This window comes from Herbaspirillum hiltneri N3 (genome assembly GCF_001267925.1).
Taxonomy (GTDB): domain Bacteria; phylum Pseudomonadota; class Gammaproteobacteria; order Burkholderiales; family Burkholderiaceae_D; genus Herbaspirillum; species Herbaspirillum hiltneri.
The window spans coordinates 3,899,644-3,921,189 of the sequence record NZ_CP011409.1; the positions used below are offsets into that span (position 1 = coordinate 3,899,644).

Here is a 21,546-nt window from a genome sequence, read left to right on the forward strand (position 1 = left end):
CTTTTAAACGAGTAAATGTTGAGCAGAGACGAGAACGTCAACAGCAGGCAATGAGCGTGCCAGGAACGGACCGGATAGGACTATGACCGGAAGAAAATAATATCGTAGAAGGAGCCGTTGAAGCCGCCGTTCAGGATCAGATATTGCACCGCCCGCCCGAACAGCACGATGCCCGCAAAGACGATGGCAAGCCGGAGGATGAAGAGTATTTTCTTGAGCATGGACGCCAGTGTAGCTGAACATGCGCGCCGGGCGTCAAGCGAAGGCGGCAAAACGACTCCCTGCCCCGCGAGCCACCCCGTTCTGCGTGCCGCCCCTCCCGGCAAGGTATCATTCGGCAATTCGAATTCGGGCAACATCATGCTGATCAAACGCAAATCCATCGAGGCGCAAGCCAACACCAAGGCCGGTCCTGCCCCGGACAAGGCCAAATCCAAGCCAAAAGCCGCCGCGCCGCGCAAGCCGCGCTTCGCACCGGTCACGCTGTCGGAGCAGGAAGGCGTACGCTACCTGCATTTCGGCACCGAATGGGTGCAAGGCGCCATGCGCATCCGCAAGCCCGACTGGATTGAGCTCGAATACGCCCAACAGATGATGAGCTGGATGCTGTTCAATCGGGCGCCGCAGCACATCGTGCAACTCGGCCTTGGCACGGCGGCGCTGACCAAGTTCAGCTACCGCCAGTTTCCCGCAGCGAACGTTACCGCGGTCGAACTGAATCCGTCGGTGATTGCGATCTGCCACAGCATGTTCAAGCTGCCGCCCGAAGACGCTCGCCTGTCGCTGCTGGAAATGGACGCCGACGACTTCATCCACGACGAGCAGCGCCACGGCACCATCGATGCGCTGCAGGTGGACCTGTACGACGCCACCGCACGCGGCCCGATGCTCGACACGCCGGAATTCTACAAAGCCTGCCGCGACAGCCTCAGCGAAGACGGCGTCATGACGGTCAACCTGTTCGGCGACCATCCCAGCTACGCCAAGAACCTCAAGGCCATGCGCTACGCCTTCGACCAGGTCGTCTCGCTGCCCGAAGTCCATGACGGCAACGTCGTCGCGATCGCTTTCCGGAAAGCGGTCGACTTCGATTTCCCCGCCCTGTACGAGCGCGCGGAAGAAATCAAGGCCGCCACCAAACTGCCGGCGAAATCCTGGGTGAACGGGATCAAGAGCAATTTCTGAGCGACGCGTCCGCTTAACAGGTCCGGCAAGTCCCTCGATCATCCCCCTATGCAGCTGGATTGCTGCCCCGGCGCGGGTTTTCAGGGGGAGATGGATATTTTTTAGATTTTTTCAAAAAGGGGCTTCCAAGTTTGAAAATAATCGGGTTATAATCACGCCTCTTCATCGGGGGGCGTTAGCTCAGTTGGTAGAGCAGCGGACTCTTAAAAGCATCTTCCTCAAAGACAAAAAATCATCAGCATTTTGTCTTGAAAAATCTCACTACTTAAGAAATAAATCACGACCTTGCCGCCGTATGGGCGCGCACTAAGAACGATCCAATCCGTTCATGTTGAGCGCCGAAGTCGTCCTTCTACGCTGATACGTATTCACTACGTCGATTACGCCCCATCACGAAATGAGAAATGCGGCGCTCCGATTCAGTAATTGTAAAATCAAGAGGCACATACGGCATTCGTTTTTCAAAAATGTTCATATTGTGTTTGTACAAGCGCGAATAAAAATTGCGCACCACAAACAATAGGAATACGTATGGCATAACGGGGGCTGCAATAGGAATACGACATTCTTGAAACTGCCCTAAAGTCAGATGACATTTAGGATGAAAAACTTCCTTATGATTCTTGGGATCGTAGTCGATACGAATTGGAAATCGCACAATTCGGTTCATCAGAATATCGCCAAACAATTCATCACGCTCATACAATTCAGGGGCTTCTTCAATAGTAGGCAAAACACTACAAGGAAAGTAAGCTAAACGATGTTTAATTAGCTTTTCCTCTCCCCCCAATTCGAATATATATTGAAAGGAAATGAGACCACCATCCGGGAGCTTGATATGGTAGGCGTCCTTTAAATTGATGTCATCGTAAATATCCGCATAAGCGATATTTTTCAAAGCAGACGTCGAGGGTAGGTCGCCGATTAAAAGTGCAGGAGTTACCACACCGTCGCCCCCGACGTACGACGAATTTTTCTGAGTAGGCATAAACTGCTTGACAGAAAGATTACTCAAAATTGCGCGAGAGTATAGGGCATTGATTTGTCGAAGTAGCGCAGCTGGCGTCATGACTTATCCCGTGCAGCCTTCATCATCTCCAAGGTCCGAATCACTTCATCTGGATCAAACTCGCCTCGCTTTACGGCGTTATATAGCTCATGGGTACGTAAATCAAAGCGATTACGCCCCTTCCTGGGCCGCCCCACAAGCTCCTTGTTAATCAAGTGCAACTGACGTTTCTGATCATCTGTGGGATAAAGAAAACGAAGGCGATACGCCTGAGCTTTTAGTTGCTCCCACTCGGCTTTCAACGCCTCCATATTCGGACCAACGCCAAGAATTTGAACCCAGGCCTTAGAGCGAGTAATCGCAGTAAAAAGCCTGTTGCGTACGAGTGCAACCTCAGCTGGGCTCCAAGAGGTAAAACAATCCTGTGCATTAATAATGTAGACCATACCCGCTTCATTACCCTTGGCACGAAAAATACCAGTGAAGGTTACAGCCCCTGCTTTACTAAAGACGTCAGTAGAAGTGCTAACTCCGGCGAGTTCACTATTAATACCATGCGCAAATAATGCATTTCGAACGGGACCAACCTCTTTCTGAGTAGTAAGAGGATTTGGATTGATAACCACAATGTCCTCAGGCCTGAGCTCTTGGACGCGAATATCGTCTTTAATAGCTTGCGCTAACCATGCAGTTTGATCTGCGCTAGATTCAAAAGTCTGAAATTGAATCAGTTCATCTATTGGGGAATGGTCCTCAAGAAAGATTGGCGATGTGTCAGAAGTACGTCCCAACGTCACCACCTTTCCTCCTTCAAGATCACCATCCTCCACTACATATCCAACGTCAGACCACAAGCTATCTTGCTCAAAGAACTGAACCAGTCCTTTCTGCCGATATACGCCAAATCCCAAGGCGTGTGCCGTGGCAAGAACCGGCCGAGAATTTCGATAGCATTTTTCAAGAATAATGTCCTGACGCGGTCCTGATGTCTCGTCAGTATTCAATCGAACTAATGGTTCCCCGTTAGAATCTTTGCCAAACAACTCCTCGGGCGGCAAGACAAAATCGCCGGTCAAAGTCTGCAATTCGTCGTATGCGTAGACCAAGCGCTTCGGCGAGCATAAAAAACGATAACAAAGTCGAAGGAACTCTGGAGGAAAATCTTGCGCTTCATCGACCAAGATCACGTCATATAGTGGGTGCTCTTCTACAACTTTCGCCAATGCTTCAGTGCAAGCTCCAGCAAAATGCTTTCTATCGCCAAAACGATTTTTGGCAGACGAAAAATCTAAAAATTCCAGGCTATGCGCCCGACAAAACTTATGATAAATACCGTCGCGTTCCTTATCACCCGGGCCACCCCATGCATTTAATATATCAATGCAATCCCAATCGGGCTCTCGCCCAGTCTGCTCAATTGTGAATAGATTGATTAAACGCTTAAATTGCTCTTTTAACGAGCGCGTATTAAAGGTAACTGCTATACGCCAATCCTCATTCTGCGAATGTAGATAAGCAACTTTAAGAGCTAAAATGATTGTCTTGCCTGAACCAGCAAGTCCACGGATACGCTGTACGCCTTCAACAGTTTCAATAACAGCTTGCGACTGATGTTGATCCAAATTTGCAATCGAATCTTCAACCCTCTTTAACCGAGCCCCCTTAGAATTCGAATTAACTGGCTCACGTTTCTGACGACCAGATCGAATAGAACTAACAACCTGTATGGCCGCCACCAGTTCGCCAAAAAGCGGATCGTTCGCGCTTCCCGCAAACGGCCAACGAAAATTACTTAAAGTCGTTAAAAGTGAATGTTCGTTTGCAACAAAATAAGGGGGCTCACTAACGAAATTCTCAGTTTTCTTTGCGGGAGCAAATGTCACCACATTGATATCGAATTGCAGACTACGTCCTGTCTTCAATTTCGAGTAGGGCTTTAATTTAACGTCCAGCATCGATGCAATTTCATCTTGCCTGACTCGAAAATCAGCGACATCCATGCCTTCAACAAGATCGAAAGCTACCAGACCATATTGCCTAGACATAAGCAAGGCGTCGAATTTAACCGGGCCTGTCGGAGATCCCATAATGGGATAACCGATATAAAGGTAACCCGATAGTCCCTCAAGACGCTGTAGTGTCTCCGCCAAAATCCGCGAAGCTTCTGGTTTGTCTTTTGATGAACCTCTTATTACGTCAATCATGACATTTCCGATGCGTGTTTTAGCTTTCGATGATGTCCAGCCCCTCCCCACATGAAGGGGGGCGATAGATCACCGCTTAATTAATATTGGAGAACAAAACAACATTATGGACTATTCAAGAAATTGACAACGAATTTTCCAATCCAGCTGATGAAGTAGCTATCAGTGCACTCGGCTTTATAAGCGGACTCAGATTGTCCGCAAATATTTTAAGATGAGCGGCAGAAAGATGAGCATACCGCCGAACCATCTCGTAACTTTCCCACCCCCCTAGTTCCTGAACGACGTATAGAGGCGTGCCATTTTGTACATGCCAACTCGCCCAAGTATGGCGCAAATCGTGCCATCGAAAATCGCTAATTCCAGCTCTTTTAAGAGCTTTGTACCACGCCGCAGTACTGACTTTCTCGATACGCCGCCCTTTATAGCTAAAAACATATCGCTGATGCAGGCCAATACGTTTGGTAAGAACGCGGACGGCATCTAAATTTAAAGGTACAGCGATAGCTTTCTTCGCCTTTGCTTGGTCCGCATGAATCCATGCCTGATTATGTCTGATATCTACCTGAGACCATTCTAAACCTGTCACATTCGACTTTCTCAATCCCGTTGCTAGCGAAAACGTTGCCATATCAGACAAATGTTCCGGTAATTCACTCAGCAGTCGTATGGCCTGGGCGTGAGTTAAATAGCGTATTCGCCGTATTGGCTCGCGAAGCAACCTAACTTTAGGAGTCGAATCTAACCACTCCCAATCATGTACTGCACGGAGAAGAATGGCGCGCAGAAGCGCTAACGTACGGTTAACAGTAGCGTTAGCAACGCCGGTGGCGAGTTTCTTATGATGGATAGCAGCAACCACCGAACGATCAATATCGCTCAACGGGACACCAGATAGATGGGTATTAAGCCAACCAATAATTGACTGATCGGAACGTATAGACGCCTTATGTGACTGCTCGTGCAGCCATCGCTCAACGGCATGGTCCCATGTTTTCCCCGGCAGCATTTATGCTTATCCCCCAATGAGAAGACAAAATGTTAACCGCTGAGAGGAAGAAATAGCCACTTTGCAATACTCAACTTTCCTCAACAGCGGAACCTATGACGACGTAGAAGCGCTGAACCAGCACGTAGTGCTTGGGCAAGTCGCTTTCTCCGCCATGCTTAAAACAAAGTCGCGAGCAACGAGGAATAGATTTGACAGAAAAATCGCCGACTTCGTGATTCTCAGCAAAGCGTTTGAAGTTCTAGCCGTAATAGAACTAGACGATGCGAGCCATAAAAACCGAGAAAGACTAGACAGGGAACGCCAAGCATTACTAACGGATGCTGGGTATCGAGTGATTAGGTACAACAACGTGCCGAATGTAGAGCAGGTCCGTAAAGACTTCGGCATCGTCGCCCAAGACAAATACCAGCTGCAACCGCCAAACACCTTCACGTCGCTATAACAGCCCATAGCATTGCCCCTTTGTTTTTTTGTGATATGGTTTACCCATCAGCCTGAACGGTCTAAGTCCGTTCGGTCTAAATGAGATACTAGTCCGAGTGGACTTAATTTTCTAGTTGGGAATACCTATGAGCTATCAAGAATTAATAGCGAAAGCGCTGAATGGACAGTCGGTAAATGCGACTGCGAAAGCATGGGGATTGCCACAGAAAACGCTTGATAGATATGCGAAGGCCGAACGCTTGCCTGACTATCGAACTGCGATGAAAATCGCTGACGCTGCGGGAATCAGCTATGGGGAAATGCTGGCAACCCTGGCAGTAGAAGAAGATAAACGAAAAGAGCTTGCGGATATAGAAAAGGCATCCTATAATGCGTCCTCTCTCAAACAGAGAGGGGCGTTAGCTCAGTTGGTAGAGCAGCGGACTCTTAATCCGTAGGTCGAGTGTTCGAGTCACTCACGCCCCACCAAAGAATACAAAGGGTTACAGCGTATATCGTTGTAACCCTTTTTCTTTTTCATTTCCGTGTAGGCGCCATGTAGGCATTTACGGTCAACACGAGTCTATGCAGTTCGTTTGCTACCGAGCATTTCGAGGCAGACCCGCCCCTTTTAAACGCGTCATTCCAATCGACCTTATCTTCGCGGGGCGCCCTTACGTTAAAGACTACCCGCTACTATGCTGGTTTGATTTCGGGGACCCAGATGTTCACGTCCTCGCTTTATCCGTCGCCCCTTATAACCTTCGATCCGATGAATCGCCTATTCGTTGTCGCTACATCGGCGTTGATGACTATCATAACGACTGTTGAAACTACGGCCGGGAGAAAGCTAGTCGCCAGCCTGCTTCGAGTCGCTCGTGGCCCGAATCAACGTTTCCCGTTGCAGGTTATACAGCGAGCGAAGATACTTAACTCCGTAAATTTCAGAGTACTCCCGCTTGTCCAATTTTTCAGCGATTCGCAGAAACAGTCGGACCTCGAGTGGAATAAGATCCTGCTTACTTGGCGACCCGGAGCGCTTCGACGGCAATTTCATGTTGATGACCGACGAATACGACAAGCTGCTGCGCGATCTGGTTACATACCTAGGGGGCCCGTTGAATGCTGCGGAGGCGGCGTGACGCACACTGAAGTCGACGCACGTCTGCTCCTAGAAACGTCTCCCCGAGCGAGAACGTTATCGAAAGCTGTGGATTTGAAGCGCATTGGCAGCATGCCGACATTCGTCCGAACATGCGTTAACTACTTTCTGGGTAGCAGCGAGATTCGGATACAGTTTGCGAGCGAACTCCATTCTACGCGGGCCGTCGTTCGCAGCTGGTTTAGCAGGAAACTGTCGCAAAATGATAATGGCGGTCTTGATCTGGTCGCCGCTCTCAGCTAGACGAACCGCAAGCGTCGGTATAGCCGCAAGTTGCGTCAGATCGACGGGAGTCCACAAATCTATCGACTCCATCTCCAAAGCCGCATCGCTAAACTGACCAAGCCCTACATCGACCTTGCCGGCTTCATCGATTTTCCTGCTTGCCTTTGTAAGAGCAGAAGCTGCATGTGCAAGTCGCAAAACCATACTGGCGGCAAGCAACTGTGCAGCCACCAGTTCAGAACGCTCGCGGCGTCGCGTTTCATTGGTCGCAAGCCAAACGGTACCACCGAAGGCAAGAAAAGTGCCGAACGCTCCGGCCCAAGTTGCGGCATCAGATTCCTTGGTGGGAGGATGGGCGCCAAAGAGCCCGAAAAGGTAGCCGCACAGCCATATGACCGTCGCAGTCATGAAGAATCCCGCGGCTTTCAAGAATGCATGTTGCATCGATTCCCCAATTATTTTGAAAGAAGCGTAGCACAACAGTCGCTAGAAATTTTCTTCACCCCAAAGTTCTTGTCCAGTCGGTTGGGTCACATATGCCTGTGCCGCCGCCTCGAGATCGTGATGCACGACCAAGAGGTAATCGTGAACTACGTCAATTTTTTTGACCCAACTAGCACTCATATGCCGGCTAAGCGGTTTGTCGCTTGCAATTGTGGCAGCCGCATCAGCAGCGATCTGTTGCTTTGCCACGCTGACCAACGAAACTGCGTGTGCCAAACGCATCGCACATTTGTTTCCCAACGAGGTCAGCGCAAGGAGTTGGGATTCGGAAGGCATCAACGCAGGAAATTCTGCGTGCCCGCGGAAAATTTGGTTTGCAGTCTGCACGTAGGTTTGGTCGGAACCAAACGACAGATAGGCACTGAAGCGAGACAGGTGCTGAATTAGTGCCCAAACACTCGGGGTGAGCCCTGCGGCCACCACGGTAGCCCTCATCAAATCTTCATTATTGCGCCGACGTGCTTCTGTGTTGGCGATCCACACAGCGCCAATCAATGTACCAACGGTCCCAATAGAGCCAACCCATGTCGCCCAATCCGACGCAGACAAACAAAAGAAAGTCTGAACAACAACCACAGTCATCCACGCCAACGTAAAGACGCTGTATCCGGCATTAAATCGATTCATTCGATCCCCTTTATTTTTGAGGAGATCGTAGCACAGCTACTTCAGGTCATCGGCCGTCACGGAGATGTACGGGGCCAGCGGCGCTGGAAGCTTCTTACGCACCGCGGCCGCGATCTTCGCCACGTTCTGCGTGAACAGCGTAACCTGATTGTTTGTGGTTAGGCCCCCAATGCCGATCAACGTGGCTTGATCGATGAATCCCGGGAGCACTGTTCCGTTGAACTTGATGATGAACGCCACCCAACCATTGCCAGTGTCTGTCGGTTGAGCTACCTCAGCATGCGCGAACGTGCCAACAAGACCCTCACGCCGCCGACGTGCCGGTCACGCACTGCAAGTCCGTACAAAACCTCGAGGAAGTCGACATGGTCGCCGTGCGCCTGCCGGCGCCAGTCAATCACGAAGACGGAGCCCCAACCTTTACTCCTGCGGGAAAGTCTTTGCTCGTTCTATGCCCCAATGAACACCAGCGATTTCAGCCAAGCCGATAGTCTCATAGGTGCCAGTGCCGAACTGCTTTTCCCCCTCCACGCGGGTAGGAGGAATGCCGGGTATATCAATCCAATACCACGCCTCGAATTTTTCCGTTCTCACAGCAGGCCGGCTCGATCCATACACCAAGTATTTCCCAACTTGCGCGGGGTTTCCCTTTGGCTGCTTGTAACCCGTGTCGACGCTTCTCATTGCTCATTCCTTTTTCTTTTCGCTGGCCATGACCATTTTTCCGAAGATCACGACAGATGTATCGCTTTCCGTGGTGGCCAAGCGAAACTCCGCCACTGCGCCATCGATATCTCCAGCGTCCAACAGCTTAGAGGCCTTCATCTGAAAAGCAATCCGTCGTTGATCGCAATCTTCGTATTCCTTGAGCAACGCCTTGTACTCATCACTTTGTAGCATATCCCCACCGTTTTTTTGGACGAATCCTAGCACGATCAACGTATACCCTCTCTAATGGCCGACCCGCTGAGCTTGTAAGCTATTCGTCTCTCTGCGCCAGGTGTCTGGTCGAGGAGTGCCTTCGCACGCGCGAGCACTTCTGCTCTGCCGGTGACGGCGTCGTTTGCAGCGGGAACGAACGTGGTAGCTGGAAACTGAAAGGATTTTTCTGGGGCCTCGAACGTCGTGCTATTGGTCCATTTCCCATCTTTAGTCGCAATCATCTTAATTCCGATTGTGTAGCCTCGATAGTCGAAGAAGTCTCGCATTTCGCATCCCCAATTGCAAGTTAAGACTCACGATATCACGGACTGGAAAGTACACGTGAAAGAACGCCCTATCTCGCAGTGCGTCCTTACTTTAAAGACAGCCTGCCACTGCCATTCTCATTCAATAAAATCTCAGCCACATATTCCTTACTTGCGATCGGATAGGTTTGCCTATTCCGTTCGGTTGATCCCTCTCTCAATTAAGGAACAAGAATGCAATCCTTACTGACTCTTACCGCCGGCATGTATCAGCGGTTTGTTACCCATAGCCTGCGACGGCCCTTTCGTGGAGGGCGAGTATGACGATCGCTTGCCCTCATTGCCAATCTTTTCGGATTCAGTCTAAAGACTATGGCAAGAAAGTTGCCGGTTCATTAGGGACACTCGCTGGCGCTGCTGCGGGGTTTTCGGGGGTTCTTGGCGGCGCTGAAGCCGGCGCATCAGTCGGTGCTTTCGCTGGACCTGCTGGCCTTCTTTTAGGCGGCTTGGCTGGTGCCATCATTGGCGGCATTGTCGGTGGTAGCGCTGGTGGTCTTGCCGGCGTCGCCTTAGGCGACATGGTCGACACCAACGTGCTAGACAACTTCGAGTGCCGCGACTGTCATCAAGTTTTTAGTGCCTCACCCGAATAGCCTTACCGCAGGCGCTTTCTCTTCTCATTTCTACTCATTTCAATTGGTCGCGCTCTGCCACTGCTTTGTCAGTGTGCAGAACGTGGCTTTTTCTATTTTTAAGGAATTTAAAAATGGCACATCTCATCAATTCAATGGCTTATACCAACACAACACCTTGGCACGGCCTCGGCAATCGTCTTACCGAGAAACAACCGATTGAAGTCTGGGCAGAACAAGCTGGGATGAACTGGAAGATTCGTCAGTCGCCGGTATACTTTCATAGCCAGGAGCGTACCAGCGTACTTTATCCGGATCATCAAGTCTTGTTCCGCTCCGACACAGAGCAAGCCTTGTCGGTCGTCTCTAGCCGTTATCAAGTCGTCCAACCACGAGAAATCTTGGAGTTCTATCGGGATTTGACAGAGGCAGGCGGCTTCGAGCTGGAGACGGCTGGCGTATTAAAAGGTGGCCGCAAGGTGTGGGCCTTAGCCAAGACCAACCAGTCCGCAGCCATCAAGCGTAATGATATCGTCAATGGCTACCTACTGTTGGCAACAGCATGCGATGGTACGTTAGCCACTACAGCGCAATTTACCAGCGTACGCGTCGTCTGCAACAACACGCTTGCCGTCGCTCTCACCAACGGTACTGGCGCCATCAAAGTCCCTCATTCCACCGCATTTAACGCTGAAACCGTGAAGAAACAATTAGACATCTCAGTCTCCAGTTGGGATCGTTTCATCTATCGCATGAAAACGCTCTCTGAGCGCAAGGTGACAAATCAGGAAGCTGAGAACTTCATACGGCGATTGTTCAACGAGATTGCCAGCACGCCCAATACAGTCAATGGGCGCGCCATGAAGAAGGTAAGGGAGCTGTATGACGGTGGAGGTCGTGGGGCTGAATTGAGTTCAGCTAAGGGGACCGTATTTGGCCTACTGAATGCGGTGACGGAGTACGTTGACCACGAACGCCGTGCACGTAGTCAAGACCATCGTCTCGATTCTGCCTGGTTCGGAGCCGGCGCGGTCTTGAAACAGAAATCATTGGGACAAGCAATGTTGCTAGTGCAGTGATCCGTAGCCGTCATAAAGCCCGGTTGAGTTCCACTCACCGGGCATTTTCATTTAAAACATTTCCGTTTTGCGCAAAAGCTATTCGGGACTTTTTAGAAGTACATACATCGGCACATTCAAGGCGCGTGCAATCCGCTCAATATTGCAAATCGAGATATTTCGCTCGCCTCGTTCGACAGAGCTAATGTAATTAGTGTGAAGGTCTGCAGCTTCAGCCACTTGCTCCTGCGTCAATTGTCGCTCCAAGCGAATTCGCCGGATGTTTGAGGCAAAAAGTAGCTGGGCTCCACACTCTTTGAGTTGTTGTCTTTGCACAACTCGGAGCATCTCGCGTCAGAACTTAAAACTCCACACACTTTGGGTTTGTTGATAAAATTCAACACTAAATACACACTTTAGGTTTGATTTTATAGTCAGCATTTTGGCTCTTGAGCCATTAATTTCGACATCAAAAACACCCAAACCATTCGGGTACTAAAAATAGGAAAGGCATGTCTATGAGCATGATCTTCTGCCGTGGATGCGGCAAACAGATTCATGAGAGCGCTCCACATTGCCCGCATTGCGGGGCGCCACAAGCAAGTAGTACTACCTCCACAAAAATCAGTTGGATGCCCATTGTCGCCATCATTCTCGGAGCCCTGGGCTTCCTCTGCAGCTTCGATTTCAATCCTAGGGATAAGGATCAAGTCACAGGAATCGTCTTTCTCACCACGCTGGGGCTGCTGCTAGCGGGCACGGCCCTTTATCAGAAAAAGCAGGGACGTACCTTGTCCATCATTGCTGTCACCTTGTCTTCCCTTGGCCTGCTCATTTGCCTTGGCAACCTTCATTAATTTCTCTTTAGGAACCACTATGAATGCCCTCGTCTCATGCCCTCACTGCGCTCATCAAGTCCATGAAAGCGCTCCGACATGCCCACAGTGCGGCGCCGCACGCATGGTGAACACGACGGCTGCCGTGTCTTACGCCTCGTATGACCAAGTCCCTTGGTACCGCAAGCGATGGTTTGCTTTTGTCTGCGTCTTTGTCTTCATGCCTTTATTCCTTCTGATTGCCTTTACCGGCAATGTTTATTTTCAGAAGGACGATGAACTCAAGACGATTCCTCCCAATGCGAAGTTCATCGTTCTGGGTATTTTTATCGTCATGGTTCTAATCCGCATGAATGGTTAAGCCCTATTATCAACGCCCTTTTTCCTTTCCTAACTACCAAAGAATAGAATCATGAAAAAACTCGTTACCCTATTCGCAATCGCTCTCTCGACCATGTCAACAGCTCATGCAAAAAGCGCTATCGGTCAATGCGTCGGCCCAGAAACGACGGTAGCCAAGAATGGTTATCTGGAATTGAAGAAGCCCGTCTTCATTTTCAGTGCACCAGACGAGGCAAGTAGCAAAGTGGAATTTAAAAAAGCAAATGCCTCCTTTACTGTTAACAAAGAGGTAAAAGGCTTTATTCAACTCACCGAAGTCGAGGGATGGAGTGATGCCAATCCCAACGCAGGCAAAGTACTGGGTTGGGCGAAGAGAACCGATTTTCGATTCTTGGCATTACGCAATTGCAATTGAGCCGATACGGGATTAACAGTCCATGTCGTCAATAGCTTTGTTCGATGAATGAAGCGAATGAGGTCAAAAGGTGTTCCTAGTGAGGAGGACAAGCATCCTCCTCACAATCATCCTAGTTACCGCCGAAATGCATAGTCAGAGCAGAGATTTCGTCTCAGCTAAGAGTGCAAACCGATCGTTGGTGAACAACTCAATGGCAAGGAAAAATTGTCTGTGCCAGATTAGCCGAAATTCGAACATACTCATTTCCGCTCTTTTCGATTTCAAATTCCCGACTACGAAATCCGTTGTCCCCATCTACAACGATCTCATAGTCCGTGTATTCATTCGGCGTAAATCTGAAGAACTTTGTATATAAAATGAAATTGGATGTCGCCTTTGATTTCCACCAAGTGATCCCATAAACGAATGGTCGCCCAGGCGGCACAGAGATTTCGACATATTGCTCCGACCGATAAGTATCGCTCAACGGCATTTTTAGTTTGGCTGGAGGGCTGATCCGCTGAGATACATGCTCTGTCAGCGTCATATCAGGACCGAATAGTCTCCCGACAAATGCAATAGCACCATCAGAAGTCAGCAAACATTGTGCATCAGGGTATTGCTTTACGTTGGCCACCCCGATGCCCTCAAGGGTGAATCTGACTCGGGCGGAGTCCGTGGTGGCGCTCTTATAGTCAGGCGCGGCGCAGCCGGCCAAAAGCAGCGTAAAAATCAAACTTTTTATGCGGGATTTTTTTGATATGGGAAATTTAATCAATTGAGACGTCAACCTTCCCTGTATAGGTATTTGGTATCGCATAGGCCGTGCCATTCTCGGAGAACATAATCAGACGCGGCGCAGTAGATGGTGCCGTATAGACAATGAGATAGATCGCACGTGGAGGAATTTCCGCAGATCCTTGAAACGTCGATGCAAAGATGGCTCTCTTTTTTCTGACTAGAAGATTATCAATTTTGTCGAATCTTATAACATTCTTATTTTCATCGAGAAAGATCAGAAAAGGTCTCGCAACGGTCGCTTGTGGAAGGTATCCAGATGATTGAGAAAGGCTAACCCTCACCTGCGAGACGCCGGCGCTGTCGGGAAGTTTATACGCAGAAAATAATGCCACTCCCTCTGGCGATTTAAACGTAGAAAAAGACTTCGGGTCAAAAGCGATTGTCGTTACCGCATGTTCTTTGAGTGTGCTGAAGTGCATTTGACTGTACGAAGCACAGCAGATACTTGATTGCTCTGGTGGTGCTGTATATATCGGTGCACTCTGGCAACCCACGAGCATAACTAATGAGACGAATGCAAGCCCAGCGCCATGAAACCTCAACTTGGATAAAACGCGTATTTTCTTTGTCATAAATTTCCGTTTAAATTAACCTTTGGTACCAATTCGTTAATGCACCCTACGCAACGAAAGCGGTATTCCTCGCATGAAAAAATACCAATGCATTTAAGCCACACTATCGGTTGATGATTTTCACTGACACTCGAAAAACGATAGCAGGCCTACAGCGCCCTATCCTCTTACAAATTCTGACTTCTCAATAAAATAAATTTACTTGCTTTTTGATTAATTCTTTTCTGCAAATCCAGCGAACGTGGCGTGTCATTGACGTACAACAAGATCGGATATTCTGGGAATTTCATTTCCACAGGTTCTTTATCAATAGGGTCCACATTTCTTTTTAGCACGAAATTTTCCTCAGTCCGCTTACCGAAAATGAAATACTCTCCTCCTTGATAAGCACTCTCTCTTGCCTGAAAATCAATATCGAAAGCAGCTTCTAAGGACGCTTTAGCCTCCTCGAGGTCAACAGATAAAATGCCGTAAAGGTCATACATTTTCATACTTCACCTTGATAAATTCGGTAGGACAATACTCGGTGCTCTTTGAGTTGCACTCGCCGTAGAATTGTAAATCATGAAATTTACATCTCTACCTGCCTGCTGACTCATCTGATTTGCCAAGTCCTGTAAACCTAGAGACTTCAAATCGGCTGCGCTCAGTGGCCCCGTACGAGTGCCACCTGAACGCAATCCGATACCTGCATCTTCAGCAGCTTGCAATAACTTTGGGCTTGCAATCGCAACGTCAAAATCACTCGCGCGTCCCACATCAAACGGTCGTCCAGTTGCAAAGCTTTTGCCGGTAACTGCGCTCCCCTGAAGAATCGGTTCGGCATCAGTGTAACCAGCAGCGCTCAATCCATTTCGCATATTGACGCCAAATTGGGTAAATGCCTCGTTGCTTGCAAATCCACTCGGAATCACTGCATTACTTGCCCCGACAATTCTTGGAGCCTTAGGTAAATTGAAGCCCGATATACTCGCCAACAAACCATCTGTAGCCGTTCCCAATTGAGATGCGTAAAACGCATCCAAATTGGAACCCCCAAAGTAATAGGCAAGTCCACCAAATATCCCCGCTAGTGGATTGCCAAGCATGTTATCGAGCGTTGCCGCGCCCACATTTGGCTGCGAACTAGATGGTTGCGGTGCAGGCGTTGCAGTTGCCACGCCGTTCACAAACTGGACATCATTACCTGTCGCCGTTGCCAGTAACTTCTGGAATGCGCACGAGGCCGAAGACGGAGAGGAGCACGCTTTAGCTAACGCTGCATCTCGTTGTGCTGAAACGCTACTCAAGGCCTGCGCATCCGAGCAGGCCCCTGGATTGGTCGGCGAACAGTCCTGCTGAGCTTGAGCTAGTTTTTCTGCCTCAGATTTCTGTCCGGGCAACAAGCGGATATGCATTGCCCAGTTATTCATTGCTTCATTCTGAGCGGCGGTTGCCGCGGCGACCGCATCCTTACCCAACAAGGAGGCAACTGCACCACCGGACAGCATTGCTAAAGCCGTGACAGTCGCAAGCTGCTCGTTACTTAATTCCGTTTGATCACCTAGCACCGCAGCACCAATGTAAGGAGTCAGAGCGGCACTGGTTGTTCCACCAATAGCCCCGCTCGCGCATCCGCTCCCCCCCGCTGCACTCGCGGCACAACCCAACAAACCGTGAGCTGCCAGATAGGCGATCTCTTTTCCGACAGTTCCCAAATCGCTAGTCAATGTAGGCGTGAAATCTCCGATGGCATTGGCCCCCACCGCCGCTGTGCTATTGACGACATTATTCAGAAACGCTGTCCCGAAACTTCCTCCATTAATTGCCGTATTGACGCCAGCGGAAATCAACCCCTGCTCGCCAATCTTCAGCGCCGTTGAGGACACATTCGCTAACGTTATTTGCGGATTCCCTTGCACAACACCGTTACTGAGCGTGTTCATTCCTGTGTCGCCGAGTGTGCCTTGTGTCAATCCAGCCGTCAGCCCGGATACCGCCCCTGCCTTGAATACACTTCCAATGTTCAGTGAACCTGTCGTCGCTAGTTGGGTAAATGCATTCGAGGCCATTGCTCCGGCCGCAGCAGAAACTGCCCCGACAATAATCCCGCCTGCGGCACTCGCCATAATGCCGCCGACAGCTGCGGCTTCTGTAAATGTTGCCCCAGCTGCAATGGCATCAAGCATGGCCACCGATGCAGCCTGTTGCATTCCGCCAAGTGCCGCTGCGGCCGCCCCGCCAGTGACCACCGCCAAAGCAATCGCCATCGCGATAATAAGCACCTGCCCAAACGCCCCCGGCCCACTCGTATCCTTGATGAAATTCGTCTGAATATTGTCGTGCGGTGTGATCTCTGTGAAATCACTTCCCAGCTGCTGCCGCAATGAACTCAGCAACGCCGCAGTGCCTGCGGTATTCGGCGTGCCGTCCGTATTGACTACCCGGAACGCGTCGCCGATGGAGGTAATACGATCTGCCTGCACATTGAGATTGACGGCGGACATGAAACCGCCCGGCTGCAATTGCGTGCCGGTGTACTCCATCCAGCCGCCTTGCACCTTGTAGGCCGAGGTGCCGATGTCGACACTGCGCTGCTCGTTGGTGAGCGTGGCCGTCTTAACGTCGAGATTGGTCGCCTGAATAATCCCGGTATTGGTGATGCTGTCTTTGAACGTCAGCTTGACGTCGTTGCCGCTGATGACACCACCAGAGGTGGAGCCGGCATAGTTTTGCGGCAGGTAGATTTGCGGCATCAAGGCACTGACTGTGCCGCAGACAGTGCTCGTGAAAGAACAGGACGGATCAGGAACCGTCTGTTCCGTGTACCACAGCATCGGCTTGTCGAGCGCGCTGATCTGCGCAGAGCTTAGCGGCTTGCCCAGTTGCAGATTGTTTTCTGTTGCGTAGGTAATCGCGTTGTTGTAGAGGACCGCCTTCTGCTGGTCGTCAATACTGAGATTGTTGGTAGAGCTCCATGCCACGCCGTTGACGAAGGTGCCGGAACCGGTCTGTTTGATCGCTTCCTGACGGATCAGATTGCTCTCAGTAGAGGCATCGTAGTAGAACTGATTGGTCTCGGGACGCAACGCGGGCGGCAGATTCGCCACCAGCAAACTCGGTCCGAACGACGACAACAAATCGCCGCCCGACACGTTCACCGCATACACCGGCGCCAATGTACTCGGCGTACCGTCAGCGCTCACTGCGTCACCGCTTGGTCCGATAGGAATCCATTGCGGCGCCACTGTCGACGCCGCTGTCGGTTGGCGTGTATCAGTGATGCCATTGGTCAGACTCAAACCACTCAACGCCACGTCGCTGCCAAACAAGTTCCCCGTATTGAGTACGTTGCCGCCGGAAATCACGGTCAAGGCATTGCCCGCCTGGATGCCGGCAATCTGCGTACCGTCAGCGATGACGCCATTGGTGTAGTGCTCTTTGTCGCTGCAGAACCAGCAGGTTTCTTCGGTCCAGTGTCCTTGCCAGTAGGTGTTCAAGGCAACCGCGGTATTGCTGACTGAACCAGAAATATTGATATTGGCGTCAGCGCCGGCGGTAATCAAACCGCCTGTATTCACTAGGGAATCACCATTGACATTGACATTGCGCGCGCCGCTGATAATCGCCGCAGCACTGGCCTGGTTCTCGCGATCGATATTGCACTCGCTGCCTTTATACGTTCCGCCGGCATTGCAGCCCAATGCAAATTCAGGATTGACATCGCCGTAACTAACGTGGGTCGTCACCGGGCTGACGACGCGGTTGGTGATGCTTGCCGCAGCGATGTTGACGTCGCCGGAGGTCGACAGGATGGTCCCGGCCAGGTTATCCAGACTGTTGGCGCTTAAGTTGACATTATTGCGGGCAGACAATGTGCCGAAGTTATTCGTAATGGTGCCTGCTGTGACGGTCAACGTACCACCGGCAACCACACTGTTAGAAGTCTGTTGATAAGCAAAGGTATCGACGTGCGCGTTGTCTTCACGGCAGGTGGCGCTCGGCAAGCAACCTGGTCTGGTCGTGAATGAAGACTGATAAGTCCCTTGGTTGACGAAGTTTCCGGGTAGCGTGATGTTGATGTTGTTGCCGGCTACCAGATCGCCTGCATTGACGAGATTGCCGGAGCCATTCAGTGAAACATTTGCACCTGCGCGAAGCATGCCACGTGTACCAAGAACCGAAGTCTCAACAACGTTAGTTAGCGCAACAACGGATTGGGCTTGCGAAAAAACGCTGCCCGTTAACTGTGATGGTGCTTCGACCACAGATCTTACATTCGCAAATCTTGTCAAATTGGTCAAATCAATTTGAGCGGCCTGTAAGAACGCGTTTAACGACGCTTGATTGACGGTTTCGCCGGCGCGGTAGGTGATGAAAGAATCAGATGCGCCGTTACTCAATGTGGATAAATTGGCGACAAGGTTGTTTCCAGCGGAAATGGTACTACCGCGATTCGATAAGGTCGTAGCCGTCACAACCAAGTTATTTCCGGCTAAAATCTGACCTGCAGCTCCCTCAGTCTGCTTTACCATCACTTGGTCAACTTTTGGTAGCTCGTAGGTTCGAGTACTAGTTTGCGAACAAAAGGCGTTGTCACAACTTTCAGAGATAGTCAATGTCCCCGCAGTGCGATCAACCGACGTGGTTTGACCAAAAAGTGTAGAAATATAGACGTCTGTCTTGATGGAACTTGGAACAGGTGCCCCCCCGGCGTTCGATGCGTTAACTGAGCTTAAGGTGTACACCCCGAGATAGGTATTTCCGACAAAATCAACGTCAACTATCTGCTGCATGGTAGACACCGCTGTCACCGGCGCAGCCCTATCATTATTAACAGTCGCCGCCTGAATCGATACATCCTTCTGCGCCGCAATCGTCCCCGCAACGTTAGTCAACGTCCCCGTCAAATTTGCCGAGAAATTATTATTGGCTTGAATGATGCCTTTGCTGTTATTAAAGTCACTGCCTTGCAGCGAAACATTCCTGAGTGCTTCCATGGTGCCGGCATTCGTGCCCGCGCCATTGATCGTCAGATCACGCTCGGCATGCAAGATCGCACCAGCGATGTTATTGGTCGTGCCGTTGAGAGTCAGATCTTGCCCTGCCACCAAGGCTCCACCATTGGTGATCACACCGGCCGAAGAGGACAGCGTGAGATTGCCAGCACTCTGAACCACGCCGGCATTCACAATACCGTTCACGCCAGACAACGAGACGCTGCTGCCACTTGCCAGCCAGGAGCCGCTGTTGACCAATAGGCCAGCGTTGACGGCGAGTGCACCACCCGCGTTCAGCCGCCCGGTCGCCGTGCCTGACATATCAAGCGCCGCATTGACCGCATTGACAGTGAGGCCGTTGCTGGCCGCAATCAAACCACCAAGATTGTTGAAGCTGCTACCAGAACTGGAGACCGTTAACGCCAGATCGCCGGCAGGTGCAGCGTTTGCCGCAGCGTTAGGGTCCCCGACATACATCGTGCCGCCCAGATTGCTGACCAGACTACCAACGTTGGCAACCATCGCAGTCTTTGCCAACATGCTACCGAAGGTATTGTCTAATCCACCGGACAAGGTGACTCGCAGGTTGTCGCCGTACAAGGTGCCGTAGTTGACCATGCTACCTGCGGTGACGGTGGTACTGCCCAATCCGGACAGTTGCGAGGACAAGGCGTTGCCGACGGTATTGGCACTGATGTTTAAATTGCCCCCGGCAGTCCAGTTACCGGTGTTGGTAAAACCACCTCCCGCCGTAAACTGAGCATCACCCACAATCGCGCCACTTTGGCTGGTCGTGACGTTGCCGCTACCGTTGACCGTCAGCGCACCGCCCACAACGGCATTGCCGATCGCGATGTTGCGCCCGGTAATCTGCGCGTTATTGGCGGCGGTTATCTGGCCGACGGTGACATCCGTACCGGCATTGAAGGATGCGGCACCATAACTGGTCACCGTGCCAGCGCTGACGCTACCATCGGCTCTGATCGTCGCGCCCTGGCTGCCATAAACGTTCGTTGCGTTGACGTTGCCATTGGCATCAATGGTGACATTGCCATTGTTGGCATTGAGAACGCCAGCCTTGACGCCGAGACCGGCGGTCGTGGCGACCACTTTGATCTGACCAGCGTTCATCGCCCCAAAGGCGGTAGCATCAATTTGCAGCGTCGGATCCGGTCCGCTGAAGTTAGGCGAAGAGCCGTTGGTCGCAACACTATAGTCACTATCCACCTTGCCTTGCCCTGCCACCGCTTCGGACACCAACTGCTGACCGCTGATCAGATTGATCTGCTGGCCAGCATTGATCGATGCATTGACGCCAATACTGCCGCCGATCAAATCAATGACACCGGCGCTGCCCTCAATACCGGCGCCCGGCGTGCCGGTCACACCGGCCAATCCTTCGATCTGGATATGACCGCCGCGCACGTCATAAGACAACGCCTTGGCATTGTCGAAACTACTACTCACGCCACCACGCGCCGACAAGAATTGTGGTGTGCCGGTCGTCATGACGACGCGCGGCGTATTGATGAAGCCACAGGCGGTGCAATTGATACCGTTCGGATTGGCGATGATCACATCGGCTTGGGTACCGAACACTTCGATCGTTCCGGCAATGCGGCTGGCGCTGCCTTGTGTCGTCACCTGATTGATGATCTGCGACGCCGTACGACCCCTCAGATTGCCGTTGGCCGTCACAGTGCCGCCCAAGGTACTGCCACCGCTGATCAGACTGTTGTTGAGAATCAGGCCGATGGCATCGACATTGAACTGGCTGTATTGATTCAACGAAATACCCGCAGCGTTGGGGGCTGTAATGTTAACAACAGGAACACCGCCGCCAACGCCGGTGCTCTGCGTGACCTGCGGCTGAAACCGGATTGGTGCCGCCGGATCGGCAATCGGCGCTGCAAATGCGGGAGTACCAAACTGCAAGCTAGGCAAACCACGGGTAATCCGTACTCCCATTGCCGCCAGATAGCCCGGCAGCCTGCTCTCGAACAATGACAAGGTCGGCATCCAGTTGCCGTCATGCTCGGCAGCAGCAACGCTCTTCTTGACCTCAACGGCAAACACCTGCCATTCGCTATAGCCATGGCGCGCCACCTGACTCTCAATGCTGTCGCCCAGCTGCGATGCGGAATTTTTTGCATCCTGCCAGACAAATTGCAGCGGCCCCATCCATAACGTGACCACCAATAGTGCAGAGATACTCCGTTGCCAAAAGGGCCGCGGCTTGGGGCCGGTGCCAATCGACAATTGGAACGACTCTGTCAGAGCGGTCTCTGCCGAGACGCCCTTGTTTCCGAAGGAGCTTGCTGGTTGGGTGGCGCGCTGCATGATGATTCCCGTTTTTTTCTTTTCTATACCGCTACTGCACACTGGCTGTTA

21 protein-coding genes and 1 tRNA gene are annotated in these 21,546 nt (G+C 51.2%); 8 read left to right on the top strand and 14 right to left on the bottom strand.

The window, feature by feature from the left end; all coding sequences use genetic code 11:
* Positions 1–80: 80 nt before the first annotated feature.
* Entirely contained in the window at positions 81–362 is a 282-nt protein-coding gene (locus F506_RS17770; protein WP_144424085.1) for a hypothetical protein, read from the bottom strand.
* On the opposite strand from F506_RS17770, the gene F506_RS17775 reads away from it, so the two are divergent.
* Entirely contained in the window at positions 361–1,185 is an 825-nt protein-coding gene (locus tag F506_RS17775; protein ID WP_053199633.1) for a spermine/spermidine synthase domain-containing protein, read from the top strand. The genes F506_RS17770 and F506_RS17775 overlap by 2 nt on opposite strands.
* Before the next feature lie 352 nt (positions 1,186–1,537).
* On the opposite strand, the gene F506_RS22770 is transcribed toward F506_RS17775, so the two are convergent.
* The 3 genes from F506_RS22770 to F506_RS22775 form a co-directional block, all read right to left on the bottom strand.
* The gene (locus F506_RS22770) at positions 1,538–2,254 is read right to left on the bottom strand and encodes a DUF2290 domain-containing protein (protein WP_083457992.1); all 717 of its coding nucleotides are present in this window, start codon (positions 2,252–2,254) and stop codon (positions 1,538–1,540) included.
* Complete coding sequence (locus F506_RS17780; protein WP_053199634.1) at positions 2,251–4,398, bottom strand: DEAD/DEAH box helicase; 2,148 nt, start codon at positions 4,396–4,398, stop codon at positions 2,251–2,253. Before F506_RS17780 ends, F506_RS22770 begins: the two co-directional genes overlap by 4 nt.
* A gap of 115 nt (positions 4,399–4,513) precedes the next feature.
* The gene (locus F506_RS22775) at positions 4,514–5,281 is read right to left on the bottom strand and encodes a site-specific integrase (RefSeq protein ID WP_235471216.1); all 768 of its coding nucleotides are present in this window, start codon (positions 5,279–5,281) and stop codon (positions 4,514–4,516) included.
* Between the two features lie 253 nt (positions 5,282–5,534).
* Between F506_RS22775 and F506_RS17790 the strand changes: the two genes are divergently transcribed.
* Positions 5,535–5,852, top strand: a complete 318-nt coding sequence (locus F506_RS17790) for a DUF2726 domain-containing protein (protein ID WP_268762609.1) — start codon at positions 5,535–5,537, stop codon at positions 5,850–5,852.
* A 394-nt stretch (positions 5,853–6,246) separates the two neighbouring features.
* A tRNA-Lys gene (locus F506_RS17795) sits at positions 6,247–6,322 on the top strand.
* Positions 6,323–7,031: 709 nt separating this feature from the next.
* Here the strand turns inward: F506_RS17795 and F506_RS17805 are convergent.
* The 5 genes from F506_RS17805 to F506_RS17825 form a co-directional block, all read right to left on the bottom strand.
* Positions 7,032–7,664: a hypothetical protein gene (locus tag F506_RS17805; protein ID WP_053199640.1), complete on the bottom strand. Its 633-nt coding sequence runs from the start codon at positions 7,662–7,664 to the stop codon at positions 7,032–7,034.
* A gap of 42 nt (positions 7,665–7,706) precedes the next feature.
* Positions 7,707–8,351 (bottom strand): hypothetical protein, encoded by a 645-nt coding sequence (locus tag F506_RS17810; RefSeq protein ID WP_144424086.1) that lies wholly within the window; start codon positions 8,349–8,351, stop codon positions 7,707–7,709.
* 36 nt (positions 8,352–8,387) lie between these two features.
* Positions 8,388–8,591 (bottom strand): hypothetical protein, encoded by a 204-nt coding sequence (locus F506_RS17815; RefSeq protein ID WP_053199644.1) that lies wholly within the window; start codon positions 8,589–8,591, stop codon positions 8,388–8,390.
* A 180-nt stretch (positions 8,592–8,771) separates the two neighbouring features.
* Positions 8,772–9,035, bottom strand: coding sequence for a hypothetical protein (locus F506_RS17820; protein ID WP_053199645.1), 264 nt, complete (start codon positions 9,033–9,035; stop codon positions 8,772–8,774).
* Between the two features lie 3 nt (positions 9,036–9,038).
* Entirely contained in the window at positions 9,039–9,251 is a 213-nt protein-coding gene (locus tag F506_RS17825; protein ID WP_144424087.1) for a hypothetical protein, read from the bottom strand.
* 607 nt (positions 9,252–9,858) lie between these two features.
* On the opposite strand from F506_RS17825, the gene F506_RS22780 reads away from it, so the two are divergent.
* Complete coding sequence (locus F506_RS22780; RefSeq protein WP_083457995.1) at positions 9,859–10,191, top strand: hypothetical protein; 333 nt, start codon at positions 9,859–9,861, stop codon at positions 10,189–10,191.
* 113 nt (positions 10,192–10,304) lie between these two features.
* A complete protein-coding gene (locus F506_RS17835) occupies positions 10,305–11,249 on the top strand; it encodes a DUF932 domain-containing protein (RefSeq protein WP_053199650.1) in 945 nt (314 codons plus the stop codon).
* A gap of 78 nt (positions 11,250–11,327) precedes the next feature.
* Here the strand turns inward: F506_RS17835 and F506_RS22785 are convergent, their stop codons facing one another.
* Positions 11,328–11,576: a helix-turn-helix domain-containing protein gene (locus F506_RS22785; protein ID WP_083457997.1), complete on the bottom strand. Its 249-nt coding sequence runs from the start codon at positions 11,574–11,576 to the stop codon at positions 11,328–11,330.
* Between the two features lie 170 nt (positions 11,577–11,746).
* Between F506_RS22785 and F506_RS23685 the strand changes: the two genes are divergently transcribed.
* Genes F506_RS23685 through F506_RS23235 form a run of 3 tightly spaced genes read left to right on the top strand, consistent with a single transcriptional unit; the run spans position 11,747 to position 12,821 of the window.
* On the top strand, positions 11,747–12,085 hold the full coding sequence (locus tag F506_RS23685) for a hypothetical protein (protein ID WP_235471217.1): 339 nt from the start codon (positions 11,747–11,749) through the stop codon (positions 12,083–12,085).
* A gap of 19 nt (positions 12,086–12,104) precedes the next feature.
* Positions 12,105–12,425, top strand: a complete 321-nt coding sequence (locus F506_RS17845; RefSeq protein WP_144424088.1) for a hypothetical protein — start codon at positions 12,105–12,107, stop codon at positions 12,423–12,425.
* A 51-nt stretch (positions 12,426–12,476) separates the two neighbouring features.
* Complete coding sequence (locus F506_RS23235) at positions 12,477–12,821, top strand: hypothetical protein (RefSeq protein WP_144424089.1); 345 nt, start codon at positions 12,477–12,479, stop codon at positions 12,819–12,821.
* Positions 12,822–13,011: 190 nt separating this feature from the next.
* Here the strand turns inward: F506_RS23235 and F506_RS23240 are convergent, their stop codons facing one another.
* The 4 genes from F506_RS23240 to F506_RS17855 form a co-directional block, all read right to left on the bottom strand.
* A complete protein-coding gene (locus tag F506_RS23240) occupies positions 13,012–13,581 on the bottom strand; it encodes a hypothetical protein (protein ID WP_144424090.1) in 570 nt (189 codons plus the stop codon).
* Positions 13,574–14,176, bottom strand: a complete 603-nt coding sequence (locus tag F506_RS22790) for a MalM family protein (protein ID WP_083458001.1) — start codon at positions 14,174–14,176, stop codon at positions 13,574–13,576. The genes F506_RS23240 and F506_RS22790 overlap by 8 nt, the downstream gene beginning before the upstream one ends.
* Positions 14,177–14,343: 167 nt before the next feature.
* A complete protein-coding gene (locus F506_RS17850) occupies positions 14,344–14,661 on the bottom strand; it encodes a hypothetical protein (RefSeq protein ID WP_053199657.1) in 318 nt (105 codons plus the stop codon).
* A 9-nt stretch (positions 14,662–14,670) separates the two neighbouring features.
* Complete coding sequence (locus F506_RS17855; RefSeq protein WP_235471218.1) at positions 14,671–21,495, bottom strand: two-partner secretion domain-containing protein; 6,825 nt, start codon at positions 21,493–21,495, stop codon at positions 14,671–14,673.
* Positions 21,496–21,546 lie beyond the last annotated feature (51 nt).